Source organism: Haemophilus sp. SZY H35, assembly GCF_018829705.1.
Classification (GTDB): Bacteria; Pseudomonadota; Gammaproteobacteria; order Enterobacterales; family Pasteurellaceae; genus Haemophilus; species Haemophilus haemolyticus_K.
This window is the reverse complement of record NZ_JAHKJZ010000005.1, coordinates 1-16,614: the sequence shown is the minus strand read 5'-3', so window position 1 is coordinate 16,614 and position 16,614 is coordinate 1. Positions and strand designations below refer to the sequence as shown.

The following is a 16,614-nucleotide window of genomic DNA, read 5'->3' as shown; positions in this document are numbered from 1 at the left end:
TACAAGTACGGAATTTAAGCATAATTTTTTTGAAAGATAACCCAAGTGCGGTTATACTTGAGCCCTATTTTGACGTACTTGATTAGTAGAGAAAACAATGCAAGAATTTATCCCAATGGCAACAGAGTTTGCTCAAAAACATTCTCTTTTAGCGGTTTCTTGGTTTGCGATTTTCGTGATGGTAATTTATACCTTCTATAAAGGCGCAACGAGTAAATTTAAAGTCATCACTCACAATGAGGTTATTCGTTTAATCAATGCGGATGAGGCTATTGTGGTGGATTTACGTAGTATTGAAGAATTTCAACGTGGTCATATCATTGATAGCATTAATTTACTTCCAAGCGAAATTAAAAATCAAAACATCGGTAAAATTGAACAACACAAAGAGAAAGCAATTGTGTTGGTAGATATTAACGGTGTTTCCACACCAGCTTCAGCTGCACTTTTAGCGAAACAAGGTTTTAATCGTGTGTTTGTGTTAAAAGAAGGCATTTCTGCATGGGTAGCGGCAAATTTACCTTTAGTTAAAAAACATAAATAATAAGGAATAGAAAATGTCAGAACAAAAACAAGACGTTGCAGTAACAGAAGAACAACAACCCGTTCTTCAAATTCAACGTATTTATGTGAAAGATGTGTCTTTTGAAGCACCAAATCTTCCACATATTTTCCAACAAGAATGGAAACCAAAACTTGGTTTTGATTTAAGCACCGAAACAACCCAAGTTGGTGATGACTTATATGAAGTGGTATTAAACATTTCTGTTGAAACTACACTTGAAGATAGTGGTGATGTCGCATTTATTTGTGAAGTAAAACAAGCGGGCGTATTCACTATTAGCGGTTTAGAAGATGTTCAAATGGCGCATTGTTTAACTTCTCAATGCCCGAATATGCTTTTCCCTTATGCGCGTGAATTAGTGTCTAACTTAGTCAATCGCGGCACGTTCCCTGCGTTGAATTTATCTCCAGTAAACTTTGATGCATTGTTTGTTGAATATATGAATCGTCAACAAGCAGAAAATGCAGAAGAAAAATCTGAAGAAGGTCAAACTAAGCACTAATTAAGTGGTAAAACAAAAGGCAAGCTAGGAATCCTAACTTGCCTTTTTTGTTGTTAAAGTGCGGTCAATTAATAGCTTGAATTGATTAACACTTCTTCACCGTAGCCACCTAAAGTCGGCATTGGTTGATAAGTTGAGTTTGCTGCACGCATTAAACGAATACCGCGAATACCCGCTTCTTTAGCTGCTAACACATCATCATCGCTGTCGCCATAGTGAATACTAACTTTATGCGCAATAATGCCCGGGGTTTTGTTGTATTTAGTTGTGCGTTCACGTCCGCCCATAAATTCAACAGGGTGCATATTTTTAATATCAAACGCTTTTTGTAATACAGGTGTTACGCCATCCACGTTCCCTGCAGTACGACCTGTAATAAAGTAAATTTGGTCTCCACGTTCTTGATGCATTTTGATCAAATCAGCAGCGATTTGTTTTGGAATGGAATATTTATCACAACCCGCGTTAACTTCATTCCAGAAATCTTGGTTTTTCAAATAGTCTTGTTTACCTGGAGAATATTTTTGTTGACCATAATAGAAACAAGAGCTGGTGAAAAGTACGGTATCATCAATATCAAAGCTGACATTAATTGGGCCTTTGCCTTCTAATTCTTTTTTAATTTGATCTACTGAAATCCAGTGAATTGGTTGCTCTTGCAACATTTCACGCGCATTTGTACCAGATTGTGTATAAGGTTCAGTTTTGCCAGCCATGGCGGGAATCGCAGCGGCAGTTAACAATGCCACTAAAGATAATTTCATTAAATTTTTCATAGAGAATCCTTCTAGGTTGGGTTTAAAATCTGCGTCATAATACGCTTTTTATTGCGTCAATCAATTAGAAGCAATCGTTTTCGATGTTAAAATATGATCATGATCACATTTTTTAATTTCTTTTGATGAATAAATATACAATATATATTTTAACTTGAATTCTGATAATTCATCACCATATAACGAAAAACTTTTATTTAATAAAGGATAGAACAATGACAACGATTGTATGTGTTCGTAAAAATGGCAAAGTGGCAATTGGTGGAGATGGACAAGCAACACTTGGTAACTGTGTGGAAAAAGGAAGTGTACGTAAAGTGCGCCGTTTATATAAAGATAAAGTAGTGACCGGTTTTGCTGGTTCTACTGCTGATGCTTTTATTTTACGAGACTTATTTGAGAAAAAATTAGAATTGCATCAAGGACACTTAGTTAAATCTGCGGTGGAGTTGGCAAAAGAATGGCGTACAGAGCGCTCATTACGCAAACTAGAGGCCATGATGATTGTAGCAAATGACAGCGATTTTTTACTTGTATCGGGTTCTGGTGATGTAATTGAGCCCGAGTTTGATGTGTTGGCTATCGGTTCTGGTGGTAACTACGCAAAAGCTGCTGCACTTGCCTTGCTTAGAACTCAAAATGATTTAACCGCAAAAGAAATCGTCGCGGAAGCGCTAAAAATAGCGGGTGATATCGATATTTACAGTAACCATAACCACGTTATTGAAGAAGTATAAACTTACTCATGTAGGTGTGAAAATCGAATTTCATATACAAATATGAAATGGTGATCCATGTTAATAAAAGCATTTCTCCTACATTTTCATTATATAAAGGATAATTTATGTCAATGACTCCTCGTGAAATCGTTTCTGAATTAGATGCACATATTATTGGACAAAATGAGGCTAAGCGTGCAGTGGCGATAGCATTGCGTAACCGCTGGCGCCGCATGCAGTTAACTGAAGAACTTCGTCAAGAAGTAACGCCGAAAAATATTTTAATGATTGGTCCAACAGGCGTAGGTAAAACAGAAATTGCACGTCGCCTAGCGAAACTTGCTAATGCACCATTTATCAAAGTAGAAGCGACCAAATTTACTGAAGTGGGGTATGTCGGTAAAGAAGTAGATTCTATTATCCGAGATCTTACGGATGTTTCCCTGAAGTTGGTTCGCCAACAAGCGGTAGAAAAAAATCGTATGCGTGCACAAGATGCTGCAGAAAATCGTATTTTAGATGTGTTACTTCCTCCTGCAAAAGATCAGTGGGGAAATGTACAGGATTCTGATAATGCTAGTACGCGTCAAATCTTCCGTAAAAAACTACGTGAAGGGCAGTTAGATGATAAAGAAATTGAAATTGATGTATCTGCTGGAGTATCAATGGGGGTAGAAATTATGGCGCCTCCAGGTATGGAAGAGATGACAAGTCAATTGCAGTCGCTTTTTCAAAATTTAGGTAGCGAGAAGACTAAAAAACGCAAAATGAAGATTAGAGAGGCGTTGAAAGTTTTAATAGATGATGAAGCGGCAAAGCTCATCAATCCAGAAGAGCTTAAGCAACAAGCCATTGATGCGGTAGAACAAAACGGTATCGTATTTATTGATGAAATTGATAAGATTTGTAAAAAAGGTGAGCATTCAGGTGGTGATGTTTCGCGTGAGGGCGTACAACGTGATTTATTACCGATTATCGAAGGTTCAACCGTGAATACTAAACATGGTATGGTAAAAACGGATCATATTTTATTTATTTGTTCTGGTGCATTTCAAATAGCACGTCCATCTGATTTATTGCCAGAATTACAAGGTCGTTTGCCAATCCGAGTGGAATTGAAATCCCTGACGAAAGAAGATTTTGAGCGTATTTTAACTGAGCCAAATGCATCACTTACATTGCAATATCGTGAGTTAATAAAAACAGAAGGTGTGGAAGTTGAGTTTACTCAAGATGGAATTAGTAAAATTGCAGAATCAGCGTTTAGAGTGAATGAAAAAACGGAGAATATTGGTGCTCGTCGTTTACATACTGTATTAGAGCGTTTAATGGACGGAATTTCTTTTGACGCAAGTGAACGCGCGGGGGAGAAAATTGTGATAGATGAAAAATATGTTTCTGAAGCATTAAATGACGTTGTTGAAAATGAAGATTTGAGTCGTTTTATCCTTTAAGTATTTTCTTTTCTGATACAAGAAGTGCGGTGAATTTTCACCGCACTTTTTTGCTTTTTTAAATTAAGAAATTAATTGGTTTTTAATTTGCTCCAATATTTTTCATAAATATCGACAGCTTCTCCAACATCACCTTGCATAATCCCTTTTTCTACTTCTGATGCTGGTGGAAATAGTTTAGGATCATTGGCAACTTCTGGGCTGAGTAATGCTTTGACTCCTTCATTTGGCATAGAAAAGCCCATGCGTTCTACTACAACTTCGGAATTTTCTGGACGAAGTAAGAAGTCAATGAACTTATGCGCGCCTTCAACATTTTTTGCTGTAGTTGGAATCGCATAGTTATCCATCCAGAAAATTGCGCCTTCTTTGGGATACACAAATTGAAGAGATGGATTTTCTTTATGTGCTAAATAAGCAGAACCATTCCAAATCATACCAATTGCTGCTTCACCTTGTACGTAAGGGACTTCTGGCGAATCAGAGTTAAAGGTCGCCACATTTGGTAAAAGTTTTTCTAAACGCTCATAAGCTGTTTTGATGTCTTCTTCATTGGTGGTATTTGGCGATTTACCATCAAGTAATAATGCTACGTGGAACACTTCACGCGCATCACTGGTCATAAGAACTTTACCTTTAAATTCAGGTTTCCATAAATCCGCCCAGCTAGTGATGGTTTTAGGATCAATCTCATCCGCATTAACTTCAATACCAGTAAGTCCGTAAACGTAAGGTAATGAATATTTATTTTCTGGGTCGAATTCTTTATTTAATAAATGTTTAGGAATTTGATGAATATTGGTCAATTTACTTTGATCAATCGGTTGAAGCATCTTTTCCTTAATCATTTTATTTACGTAGTAACTTGATGGAAACACCAAATCATAGCCAGAACCAGTATTCTGAGTAAGTTTGAGTTTCGCATACATTTCTTCGTTGCTTTCAAAGGTAGAATAAATCACCTCGATGCCGGTTTCTTTAGAGAACTGTGCGACTAAATCAGAAGGCACATAGTCTGTCCAGTTATAGACATAAAGTTTGTTATTGGCAAAAGCGGATGCCGCGAAAAGTGCGGTGGTGGAAAGGAAAAGATTTTTGAGTGAGTGAGCAAAGAATTTTTTCAATTTATTGACCTCCGAGGGTTATCGTTCATCATAAAACGCACAAATTTTGCGCGCGCGCAGTATAGCATTTTTTTTGTAAAAGGTTTGACATATTTCCCTTTCGGGGTAAGATTTTCCCAGTTTTTTCCTAAGAGATTTTTTATGCTTAATTTTGCCTATCAAGAACACGTTCGCTCTTATTATTTCGACTCTCGTAACCAAGATTTTCAATTCCCGCCGTTAACTCAAATTGAACATGCTGATGTATGTGTGATCGGGGCTGGATTTTTTGGTTTATCTGCAGCATTAGAACTAGCGGAAAAAGGAAAAAAAGTTATTGTATTAGAGGGTGCTCGAGTAGGATTTGGTGCTTCTGGTCGTAGTGGTGGGCAGGCAATTAATGGCTTTGAAGAAGGCATTGATGAATACGTTAAACAAGTTGGCGAAGATAAAGCGCATAAACTTTGGAATATGTCATTAGAGGCCATTGATATTATTGATGAGCGTATTGAAAAATATGGCATTCAATGCGACTGGAAAAAAGGCTATGCCACATTGGCATTAAATGAACGCCGAATGGATGACTTAATTGAAATTGAAAAAGAAAGTCATGAGAATTTTGGCTATCAGAATATGCAACTTTGGGATAAAGCTAAATTAAAACAGCACTTAGGCAGTGATATTTATGTGGGAGGCTTATTTGATAGTAACTCAGGGCATTTACATCCACTGAATTATTGCTTAGGTTTAGCGAAAGCTTGTGTCGATCTTGGCGTTCAGATTTTTGAACAGTCTCCTGTAGTGGATATGGTTGAGAAAAATGGTTGCGTTGAGGTTAAAACAGCTAAAAGTGCGGTGATTTCTCAAGACGTTATTTTAGCCACCAATGCTTATATTGATGCGCTCCCGAAATCTATTCACCACGGCATTAATCGTAAAATATTACCTGTGGAAAGTTTTATTGTCGCCACAGAGCCGTTAAGCCAAGCGGTTGCTGATTCTGTCATTAATAATGGCATGTCGGTGTGCGATAACAATTTATTATTGGACTATTATCGTTTAAGTGCTGACAATCGCTTGCTCTTTGGTAGTGATTCTAGCTCAGAAAAAAATATGGTCGAGATTATGCGGAAAAATATGTTGCGCGTATTCCCACAACTTGAAAATGTAAAAATCGATTATGGCTGGGCTGGCCCGATTGATATGACGTTAAATTCAACGCCACATTTTGGTCGTATTTCTCCGCACATTTATTTTGCCCATGGTTATTCTGGTCATGGTGTGGCTTTGACAGGTCTTGCGGGACGAATTGTAGCCGAGGCAATTTTAGGTGATGATGAACGCTTATCTATTTTTGAAAGTCTGAAAGTCCCTTCTGTTTATGGTGGTCGAATTATCAAAGATCTTGCAACAAAGATTGGTGTTCAATATTACAAATTTTTAGATCGTTATCGTTAATAATATTCGGAAACACATTTTTCCCGTATAATCGTAGATATTTTTTACAGCAGAACGGCATTATGAATAAAAATCAAACCTTAGTTTCTCTTGCTATTTTCACCGCACTTTACAGTCAGCAGAGTATGGCGGATTTACGTGATCAATGTTTAATGGGGGTACCACACTTTACTGGCGAAGTGGTACAGGGGGACTTAAATACCTTACCCGTCTATATTGAAGCTGATGATGCAGAGATTAATCAGCCTACACAGGCCGTATATCAAGGTAACGTAGATGTAAGACAGGGAAACCGCCACTTAATGGCAGATTCTGTTGAAGTGAAACAATTGGGGAATCATCAAGCCCCACAGCGTTTTGCCTATATACGAGGTGGATTTGATTATAAAGATAATCAACTTAATATGCTGGGGAAAAATGCTGATTTTAATTTAGATAGCCATGACGGCCATGCCACAAATGCGAATTATGAATTGGTTGGGCGACAAGGAAGAGGCAAGGCAGAACATATCAATTTACAAAATGATTACCGTATAATGAAAAATGCCACATTTACCTCTTGTTTACGAGGTGATAATGCCTGGGCGGTAGATGCATCAGAAATCCGTCAATATGTAAAAGAAGAATATGCTGAAATGTGGCATGCACGTTTTAAAGTGCATGGCGTGCCTGTTTTTTATACCCCTTATTTGCAATTACCAATTGGTGATCGCCGTCGTTCGGGATTATTGATTCCAAGTGGTGGCTCATCTAGCCGTGATGGCTTCTGGTATATGCAACCGATTTATTGGAATATTGCACCGAATTACGACATGACGGTTACGCCTAAATACATGTCGCATCGTGGTTGGCAATTAAATGGTGAATTTCGCTATTTAACCTCTATAGGGGAAGGAAAAGTTGCAGGAGAATATCTAGGCCGAGATCGTTATGATGAATATATTAGTGATAAGCGTAAACGCCATTTATTCTATTGGAATCACAGTTCAAGCTTCTTAGAAAACTGGCGTTTTAATGTAAATTATACACGAGTGAGTGATAAACGTTACTTTAACGACTTTGATTCACAATACGGTAGCAGCACAGATGGCTATGCAGATCAGTATGCGCGAATTGCTTACTATAAACCTAATTATAATTTCTCGCTTTCAGCGCGCCAGTTCCAAGTTTTTGATGAAAATCTATCTATTGGTCCTTATCGTGCGATGCCACAAATGGACTTTAATTATTACAAACATGATTTAGCTAATGGATGGTTAGATTTTAAATGGTATTCTCAAGCTGTACGTTTTGATAATGACAGTGATCTCATGCCAACGGCATGGCGTTTTCACATTGAACCAAGTTTAGCTTCATCAATGTCAAATGAATATGGTGGCTTGAAAGTAGAAACTAAACTTTATGGCACACGTTATGAACAGAAAAAGGGTTCTGGCGTGAATGCGGAAGAGGTTCAGAAAAACATAAATCGTGTCATTCCACAATTTAAGTTTGATTTACAAACTGTATTAGCTCGGGACACCACTTTCTTAAAAGATTACACTCAAACTTTTGAACCACACATTCAATATTTATATCGCCCTTATCGTGATCAAAGCAATATTGGTTCAAAACAACGTACGAGTGATTATTTAGGATTTGGTTATGATTCCGCATTGGTACAGCAAGATTATTATTCGCTTTTCCGTGATCGCCGTTACAGTGGATTAGATAGAATCTCCTCTGCGAATCAAATGACATTAGGTGGAACAACTCGCTTTTATGATAAAGCGGGTGATGAACGCTTTAATTTATCAGCCGGTCAAATTTATTATTTAAATGATTCACGTATTGATGATAACCCCGCAAATAAAACGCCAACATCGTCATCAGCTTGGGCTTTAGAGTCTAACTGGAAAATGAGTGATCATTGGCGTTGGCGTGGCAGTTATCAATATGATACGAATACGCACGCAACATCGTTAGCGAATACATCATTGGAATATAATCCTAAAAAGGATAATTTAATCCAATTAAATTATCGTTACGCTAGTCAAAATTATATTGATCAAAATTTAGGGCGATCAGCAAATGCTTATCGTCAAGATATTCAGCAGATAGGGCTTGTTACTGCATGGGAAGTTTCAGATAACTGGTCGGTTGTGGGCAAATATTATCATGATCTCGCACTTAAAAAACCTGTTGAACAATATCTTGGTATTCAATATAACACTTGTTGTTGGGCTGCCGGAATTGGTGCAAGACGCTATGTGACAAGCCGTCAACATCAAGATGAGGATTCTGTGCTTTATGATCATGGTATAGGTTTTACCTTAGAATTACGTGGTCTAGGTACAAATAATTACCAAAATGGCATTGATGATATGCTCGAAAAAGGTAAGTTACCTTATATCCGTGCATTTAGCCTTGAATAATTCATTCTAAAACCGATAGCGATTGCTGTCGGTTTTTCATTTTTTTAAACGAAAGCACTTTCACTAAAAATTAGTATAAATTTCACCGCACTTTCATCTCTTTTATTGACTGATGTCAAGATTTCATTATATTGACAGCTTTCATTCTAACTTATAGGAACAATTTATGGCGCAATCTGCACCAAAGCGTGAAACCTTCTCTGGTCGTAACGCGTTTATTATGGCTGCCATTGGCTCAGCGGTGGGCCTTGGTAATATTTGGCGTTTCCCTTATACCACTTATGAAAATGGTGGGGGCGCTTTTATTATCCCTTATCTTATTGCATTATTAACTGCAGGGATTCCTCTTTTATTTTTAGATTATGCGATTGGGCACCGTCACCGTGGTGGGGCACCATTGTCTTATCGTCGTTTTAGTCCACATTTTGAAGTGTTTGGCTGGTGGCAAATGATGGTGAATGTCATCATTGGCTTATATTATGCTGTTGTGCTTGGCTGGGCTGCAAGTTATACCTATTTTTCAATTAATGGTGCTTGGGGAGATAAACCGATCGATTTTTTCATTGGTGAATTTCTGAAAATGGGCGACATCAAAAATGGGGTGAGTTTTGAGTTTGTGGGAATGGTCACCGGCCCATTAATTGCGATGTGGATTATTGCCCTCGGTGTACTTTCACTTGGTGTACAAAAAGGCATTGCAAAAGTTTCATCGGTATTAATGCCGGTGTTAGTCATTATGTTTATGGCTTTGGTTATTTATTCCTTATTTTTACCTGGTGCGGAAAAAGGCTTAGATGCTTTATTTACACCAGATTGGTCAAAACTATCTAATCCAAGTGTATGGATTGCCGCATATGGACAAATATTCTTTTCTCTCTCAATTTGTTTTGGAATTATGGTGACATATGCTTCTTATCTTAAAAAAGAATCAGATTTAACCGGAAGTGGATTAGTAGTAGGTTTTGCAAATAGTAGTTTTGAAGTGTTAGCAGGCGTAGGTGTTTTTGCGGCATTAGGCTTTATTGCAACGGCACAAGGCCAAGAAGTAAGTGAGGTAGCAAAAGGCGGAATTGGTTTAGCATTTTTTGCATTTCCAACCATTATTAACAAAGCACCATTTGGTGAAGTATTAGGTGTCTTGTTTTTTGGTTCATTGACGTTTGCAGCATTGACTTCTTTCATTTCTGTTATTGAAGTAATCATCTCTGCTATTCAAGATAAGCTGCGTGTTCGCCGTGTGAAAGTAACCTTTATCGTGGGTGTACCAATGATGCTGGTTTCAGTGCTCTTATTTGGTACGACAACAGGATTGCCAATGTTGGATGTCTTTGACAAATTCGTGAACTATTTTGGTATTGTTGCTGTTGCATTTGTATCATTAATTGCAATTGTGGCAAATGAAAAATTAGGGTTATTGGGCGATCATTTAAATGAAACCTCTTCTTTCAAAGTTGGCTTTTTCTGGCGTTTATGTATTGTGCTGACCACAGGTATTTTAGCATTTATGTTATTTAGTGAGGGGGCCAAAGTCTTCTCTGAAGGATATGAAGGATACCCAAGCTGGTTTGTCAATATTTTTGGCTGGGGAATGGCAATCAGTTTATTAATTGTGGCGTTTATGCTTTCTCGCTTAAAATGGAAAAATGATACCCAATTAATCCTTGATGAAAAAAAAGGAGAGTAAAATGAGTTTGAGTGCAATTATTATGATGATTGTGGCTTTTGGTGTTATTTGGGGCGGCTTTATCTACGCCTTGATACGCTTACCTAAAGAAAAATAAAGATAGTATTAACCGCACTTTAATCGTGCGGTTATTTTTTTAGCTCGCTTGATAATTTAATAACATCAGTTTAACTCATATCCTATTATTGGAAGGAGCATAAAATCCATTCATGCCGTAGGGGTTTATCTAAAAAAGCGAATCTTTACATTAATTTATAAATTTCTTATTTTCATTTCCATTAATATTATGTAGAATATCTATCCGATCCAATCTTTAACTTGTCTCTACCTAGTTTGGATTATTAATGGGCAAGTTAACTTATTGGAGTGAAGTCATTAATTTTTTAGTTGTATTTATCTTTGACAGATAAGTTCCTTTCTTTTTAAGAATAATAAAAATGTCTCATCTGAATAACGCAACATGGAATGTTGCCTATCATTTATTAACCACATATATTGCATTTAATGCATCAAAGAAAATACATTCATTTCACTTATTAACAATCTTAACGAGTTCTAGGTTTAGGTTTTAATCTTTCTTAAGATGGAATTTCAGAGTGGAAATTTAAACATTCTGTTATTTCTTATTTTCCTTAGCAATATAAAGGTATTTATATGCTTTTCCCGAGCCTTTATTTTTTCACTTATCTCACGCCTGAGAGCGTGCATTTAAATTAATATAGGATTATCAATATGAATCATATCTATAAAGTTATTTGGAATACGATCACACAAACATGGGTTGCCGTTTCCGAACTTAGCCGTGCAAAAGGCAAAACAAAATCAAGTAAAACATTAAGTGCGGTAGTTTTAGCGGCAGTTTCTGCTGGAGCTATTGTTGGGGATGCTGAAGCTGCAACGAACTTTGTGCAGAATCAGACTGGCATTGCAATCACAAGATCAGGAGGTGATGCTCCAGCAACCGCTTCAGACCGCTGGGCAATCGCTGTCGGTGATTCAGCTAAAGCAAATAGTGAATACTCTATTGCAGTAGGCGGCCACACAAATGCGACAGGTGAAAGTGCAATAGCTATTGGTAAACAAACTAAAGTAGAAGGACAGGGAGCAACAGCAGTTGGTCGAGTAACTTTAGCAAGCGCACAATATTCAAGTGCCTATGGTGCCCAAGCAAAAGCAACTGGAAATCAATCAACAGCATTAGGTTATGTAGCCAACGCAGCCGCCTCAAATAGCCTAGCAGCCGGCGCCTTAGCTCAAGCTCAAGGTGAGAGCTCTGTAGCCTTAGGTAGAGACGCTCAGGCTTGGGGAAGCGGGGCTAGCGCCGTGGGTGAAGGCTCAAGAGCAAATAATTCGAATGCTTTTGCGGGAGGTAATGGCGCGCAAGCAACGGGCTCTTGGGCAACTGCCGTGGGCCCCTCAACGCTTGCATCTGGCGAGGCATCAGCAGCCTATGGTGATGGCTCCGAAGCAACAGGTAAAAAATCTATTGCGACAGGTTCCCACGCCTCTGCCTCGGCGGAAAATGCGATTGCTATTGGTAATAGCACAAAAGCTCAAGCTAACAATACGATTGCTATTGGTAATGACACAAAAGCAACAGATAAGTCTGAAAATAGTTTAGTTATTGGTCAGGGGGCGGTAGTAACTGCAAAAGATGCTACAGTTGTTGGTCCCGTTGCTCAAGCAAATGGAGAAAACGCGACAGCGGTGGGGCGTGGTGCGGCAGCGAATGGCACAGAATCAACCGCTTTAGGTCGTGGTTCGGTAGCAACTGGCAACCAATCTATTGCATTAGGTAAAGGTGCTAACGCTAAAGTAGATAGCGGTGTGGCACTGGGTGATGATTCTGTTGCTGATCGTACTGCACGCAGTCAAAATGGAATTGTTATTAATACTAGCGATCCTAGCAAAAGCACAGGATTTAATACTGAAAACAGTGTTTATGCACCAGTACGTTTAGTGGATACTCCTGAAGCATTAAATCTAATTAAAAATACTATAAAAGGTAACAAAGGTGCGGTTTCTGTAGGGGATTCTGGCAATACTCGCCAAATTATTAATGTTGCTGCGGGTAGCGCCGATTCTGATGCTGTAAACGTTGCACAATTAAAAGCTGTTGCTGGAGCGATTAAACATTATGATGTTGTTTCACCAAATGGCGATATTACGGTTACTCATCCAGATCCACATGATCCTAATAAAACCGTTTGGAATTTAAATCTTAATCCCGATCGTGTAAAAGAAATTACAAAATGGAAATTGCGTGATGTAGAGGAAAATGGTAATCCCGAAGCAGGTAAAACCGATGCTTTAGTAAAAGGTGATGAAACCGTAACCTTCCAAGACACAGACACCATTGAGGTAGAACGCGTAGGTACAGATGGAAAAACCTTAAAATTCCATACGAAGAAAAATATTAAATATTTCTCTGTTAACTCTAGCAAAGGCGGAAATGAAAATAATGATGGTGCCACAGTAATAGATGCAATTGCGATTGGTAAAGATGCTTCTTCTACCGGCTCTAGTGCCGTAAGTTTAGGCTTAGGAGCTAAGGCTTTAGGAGCCAATAACACCGCCATTGGACCAGGCGCACAAGCAAAAGATGTTAGAACAACAGCTATTGGTTACAATGCTAACGCTTCCGAAGCAAGTGCGGTTAGTATTGGATACGCAGCTAATGCAGCCAAATCCCGTTCTTTGGCAATAGGTCAAGATGCAACCGCCTCAGCAAATAATGCTATTGCACTTGGCTCAAGTAGACAACACGGAGAAAATAAAACTACTGCGAGTGCTGAACATGCTGTTGCCATTGGCTCAGGCGCCGAAGCAAACATCGCCAATGGTATTGCTTTAGGCTCAGAATCAAAAACAACTGCAACTTCAGCTTCAGGTCAATCTGGCTTTGATGCATCTCAAGATGTAGAGGGAGCCCGCACTAATAAATATAATAATCTAAAGAATAATGTTCAAAATGTCCGCACTTCTACTTTAGCGGGTCTTTCTATTGGCGATACTGGCAAAACCCGTCAAATCAATCATCTAGCTGCAGGTACCGCAGATGATGATGCTGTAAATGTAGCGCAATTAAAATCCGTGAACCTTGCCTTCAAAGGTGACAACAATACAAAAGGTGATGTACGTTTACATGATCAACGTTTATCTGTTGTCGGCGCAACAAATGATTTTATTACAACCAAAGCAAGTGATAGTAAATTAGAAATCGGTACTAAACAAGGAACATTCTCTACGACGGATGGCAAATCATCATCCCCTAAACAAGGTTTAGCTACAACGACTGATGTGGCTAATGCAATCAATGCAAGCGGTTGGAAGGTGCAAGCAAAAGGTACAACAGTTGGCCTTGTAAATCCAGGTGATAAAGTTAATTTCACCAATGCAGATAAAAGCATTGAAATCGAATATTCCGCCGAAGCTAGTGGCTTATCTACAATTAAATTTAAAGCAGTCACAGCAGAAATTAACACCGAGAAAAAACATCCAGTTGAAATTACCGTAGATGACAAAGGTATAGCAACCCCCAAAATAGATGAAACAAAACAAGCTACCCCTACAGGTCGATTTGTTGTACCAACAGGAGATGCGACTAATAAATATGCCTTAGCTACTGCTTATGATGTGGCCGATAAAGTCAATCAAACAGGTTGGAATTTATACAACAATGGCAGGACTCCAGCTTTAATCAACCCAGGTGATTACGTCAACTTTCAGTCAGGCAATGCTACCAAAGCCAAGGTTGTAACTCAAGCAAGTGAAGGGGCAACCATTAGCTATGATGTAAACGTAGATAACACCACAATAAAAATTGACTCTGATGGTAATAAGCTTACTGCAAATACCGGAGATGTAGATTCAGTAACAAACATCGAAGGTAATAGTAAAAAAGGACAAGTTACAATTCATAAAGACCCGCTAGAGCCGTCAAAAACTGATGCAGGTAAACTTGCCACTGTTGATACCGTAGTAAAAGCGGTTAATAACGCCAAATGGTTCGCTAAAGCAAGTAACACTACTGACGAAGTGACTGATGCCAATAAGACTGATGATGCAGATAATGCTGACGGTCAAGCAATGTCAGCGGGCGATAAGCTAACCCTGAAAGCAGGCAAAAACTTACGCGTAAAACGTGATGGTGCAGACTTTACCTTTGCCTTAAACAACACCGTTGATTTAACCAATGCAGGCTCATTAACGATTGGCAATACCACTGTAACTGATGGCGGTGTAACCATTAAAGCTAAAGAGGCGGGCAAAACCAACGTTACCTTGACCGCTAACGGCTTAGATAACGGTAAAAACAAAATCGTTAATGTGGCAGCCGGTGAGGATGACAATGATGCGGTGAATGTGAAACAGTTGAATGATAGCATCTCAACTGAAACAGTTAGAAAAGCAGATGTGACTAATGGTGATAACAACATTGTAGAAGTTGACCCGACTGCTGAAGCAGGTAAAGGTGCTAAAGGTGCAACTTATAACATCTCCGTTAAAGAAAGTGCTGTGAAAAATATTGCCAAAACTGCAGTGAAAGTAGTTAATGGTAAAAACACTACTGTCACACCTGGAGATGATTCAACTGACAACAGCAAAACCTATGCCGTAGATGTTAAAGGTGACTTAACTGAAATTACCTCTATCACTAATACAGCAGGTAGTGGCAAAGTTGAGTTTAAAGATAATGGCATCGTGAATGTTACAGGCGATAGTCCAATCAAATTAGATGGTAAAACTGGTGACATCACAGGTTTAACCAATAAAACATTGGATGGCACCAACTTCGCTAAATCTGGTCGTGCCGCAACAGAAGAGCAACTTGATATTGTTAACAAGAAATTCGATAACAAGGTCTCTTTAGGAGGTAATACTGGAGAAACCACGAAGAAAGCACTTAGCACAGCTAATGGTATTAAGTTTAATGTGAAAGCGGCTGCGGGCAACGAGGTTGTCACCACTGAAGCAACAGGTGATGATGTAAATATCAAGTTCAGTGGCGAAGAAGCAGCGAAAGTAACAAACTTAAGCTACAAAGCGAATAAAGGTACCGCGAAGAAAGTTACGCTCGAAAACGGTCTTGATTTTACCAACGGCACACATACCACAGCGGAAGTTGATGATAATGGTGTTGTGAAGTTCAATGTGAACACCGCGACAGTTACAGTACCACCTGCACAACCAGATACATTCACAGGTAAATTTGAAGCACCAACAAAAGATGGCGTGGCAACCATTCAAAATGTTGTGGATGTAGTGAACAATAGCGGCTGGAAAATCTCTGAAGGCAGCACCTCAAAAGGTATTGTTAAAGCAGGTGATGAAGTTAGCTTTGTTGGCACCGGAGGCACAACCGTAAAAGTTGAGGGTACAAGCGGAAAACGTACGGTTACCGTCAGCTCAACATTGGGTGCTGGCGAAAAAGGTGAAATTACCGCTGTAACAGAAGAAAACAAAGCGGGCACAGAAAAGGTTGGTCAGGTTAAACCGAAAACAGATGCAGATAAGACCAAAGTCACCACCGTTGAAAATGTGGCTAATATGATTAACTCAGCCAAATGGTTCGCTAAAGCAAGCAACACTACTGACGAAGTGACTGATGCCAATAAGACTGATGATGCAGATAATGCTGACGGTCAAGCAATGTCAGCGGGCGATAAGCTAACCCTGAAAGCAGGCAAAAACTTACGCGTAAAACGTGATGGTGCAGACTTTACCTTTGCCTTAAACAACACCGTTGATTTAACCAATGCAGGCTCATTAACGATTGGCAATACCACTGTAACTGATGGCGGTGTAACCATTAAAGCTAAAGAGGCGGGCAAAACCAACGTTACCTTGACCGCTAACGGCTTAGATAACGGTAAAAACAAAATCGTTAATGTGGCAGCCGGTGAGGATGACAATGATGCGGTGAATGTGAAACAGTT

At 38.9% G+C, this 16,614-nt stretch carries 11 protein-coding genes; 9 read left to right on the top strand and 2 right to left on the bottom strand.

The features are described 5' to 3' along the window. Positions 1-97: 97 nt before the first annotated feature. Complete coding sequence (locus tag KP710_RS08355) at positions 98-544, top strand: rhodanese-like domain-containing protein (RefSeq protein ID WP_048952899.1); 447 nt, start codon at positions 98-100, stop codon at positions 542-544. A 13-nt stretch (positions 545-557) separates the two neighbouring features. Continuing rightward, entirely contained in the window at positions 558-1,067 is a 510-nt protein-coding gene (gene secB, locus KP710_RS08350; protein WP_048952900.1) for a protein-export chaperone SecB, read from the top strand. 68 nt (positions 1,068-1,135) lie between these two features. Here the strand turns inward: secB and aphA are convergent, their stop codons facing one another. Beyond that, a complete protein-coding gene (aphA, locus tag KP710_RS08345) occupies positions 1,136-1,843 on the bottom strand; it encodes an acid phosphatase AphA (protein WP_048952901.1) in 708 nt (235 codons plus the stop codon). A 215-nt stretch (positions 1,844-2,058) separates the two neighbouring features. Between aphA and hslV the strand changes: the two genes are divergently transcribed. After that, the gene (gene hslV, locus KP710_RS08340; RefSeq protein WP_048952902.1) at positions 2,059-2,580 is read left to right on the top strand and encodes an ATP-dependent protease subunit HslV; all 522 of its coding nucleotides are present in this window, start codon (positions 2,059-2,061) and stop codon (positions 2,578-2,580) included. Between the two features lie 107 nt (positions 2,581-2,687). Next, on the top strand, positions 2,688-4,016 hold the full coding sequence (gene hslU / locus KP710_RS08335; protein ID WP_140523291.1) for an ATP-dependent protease ATPase subunit HslU: 1,329 nt from the start codon (positions 2,688-2,690) through the stop codon (positions 4,014-4,016). Positions 4,017-4,087: 71 nt separating this feature from the next. Here hslU and KP710_RS08330 read toward each other — a convergent pair whose 3' ends face one another. After that, a complete protein-coding gene (locus tag KP710_RS08330; protein ID WP_140523286.1) occupies positions 4,088-5,140 on the bottom strand; it encodes an extracellular solute-binding protein in 1,053 nt (350 codons plus the stop codon). 141 nt (positions 5,141-5,281) lie between these two features. Here KP710_RS08330 and KP710_RS08325 point away from each other — a divergent pair, with 141 nt between their 5' ends. The 5 genes from KP710_RS08325 to KP710_RS08305 form a co-directional block, all read left to right on the top strand. Beyond that, complete coding sequence (locus KP710_RS08325) at positions 5,282-6,577, top strand: NAD(P)/FAD-dependent oxidoreductase (protein ID WP_140523282.1); 1,296 nt, start codon at positions 5,282-5,284, stop codon at positions 6,575-6,577. A 62-nt stretch (positions 6,578-6,639) separates the two neighbouring features. Next, positions 6,640-8,991 carry an LPS assembly protein LptD gene (gene lptD, locus KP710_RS08320; protein ID WP_140523277.1) on the top strand — a complete coding sequence of 784 codons (2,352 nt, stop codon included), beginning with the start codon at positions 6,640-6,642 and terminating at the stop codon, positions 8,989-8,991. A gap of 166 nt (positions 8,992-9,157) precedes the next feature. Then, entirely contained in the window at positions 9,158-10,675 is a 1,518-nt protein-coding gene (locus KP710_RS08315; protein ID WP_048952906.1) for a sodium-dependent transporter, read from the top strand. Position 10,676: 1 nt separating this feature from the next. Next, the gene (locus KP710_RS08310; protein WP_080351522.1) at positions 10,677-10,772 is read left to right on the top strand and encodes a methionine/alanine import family NSS transporter small subunit; all 96 of its coding nucleotides are present in this window, start codon (positions 10,677-10,679) and stop codon (positions 10,770-10,772) included. Between the two features lie 635 nt (positions 10,773-11,407). Further along, positions 11,408-16,614: ESPR-type extended signal peptide-containing protein (locus KP710_RS08305; protein ID WP_288144775.1), on the top strand; the 5,207-nt coding region annotated here is incomplete at its 3' end.

What these genes read in the sequence shown, in the direction of transcription:
- KP710_RS08325 (WP_140523282.1), top strand. Translation starts at nt 5,282, where the DNA reads ATGCTTAATTTTGCCTATCAAGAACACGTTCGCTCTTATTATTTCGAC.
- hslU (WP_140523291.1), top strand. Translation starts at nt 2,688, where the DNA reads ATGTCAATGACTCCTCGTGAAATCGTTTCTGAATTAGATGCACATATT.
- hslV (WP_048952902.1), top strand. Translation starts at nt 2,059, where the DNA reads ATGACAACGATTGTATGTGTTCGTAAAAATGGCAAAGTGGCAATTGGT.
- secB (WP_048952900.1), top strand. Translation starts at nt 558, where the DNA reads ATGTCAGAACAAAAACAAGACGTTGCAGTAACAGAAGAACAACAACCC.
- aphA (WP_048952901.1), bottom strand. Translation starts at nt 1,843, where the DNA reads ATGAAAAATTTAATGAAATTATCTTTAGTGGCATTGTTAACTGCCGCT.
- KP710_RS08315 (WP_048952906.1), top strand. Translation starts at nt 9,158, where the DNA reads ATGGCGCAATCTGCACCAAAGCGTGAAACCTTCTCTGGTCGTAACGCG.
- KP710_RS08355 (WP_048952899.1), top strand. Translation starts at nt 98, where the DNA reads ATGCAAGAATTTATCCCAATGGCAACAGAGTTTGCTCAAAAACATTCT.
- lptD (WP_140523277.1), top strand. Translation starts at nt 6,640, where the DNA reads ATGAATAAAAATCAAACCTTAGTTTCTCTTGCTATTTTCACCGCACTT.
- KP710_RS08310 (WP_080351522.1), top strand. Translation starts at nt 10,677, where the DNA reads ATGAGTTTGAGTGCAATTATTATGATGATTGTGGCTTTTGGTGTTATT.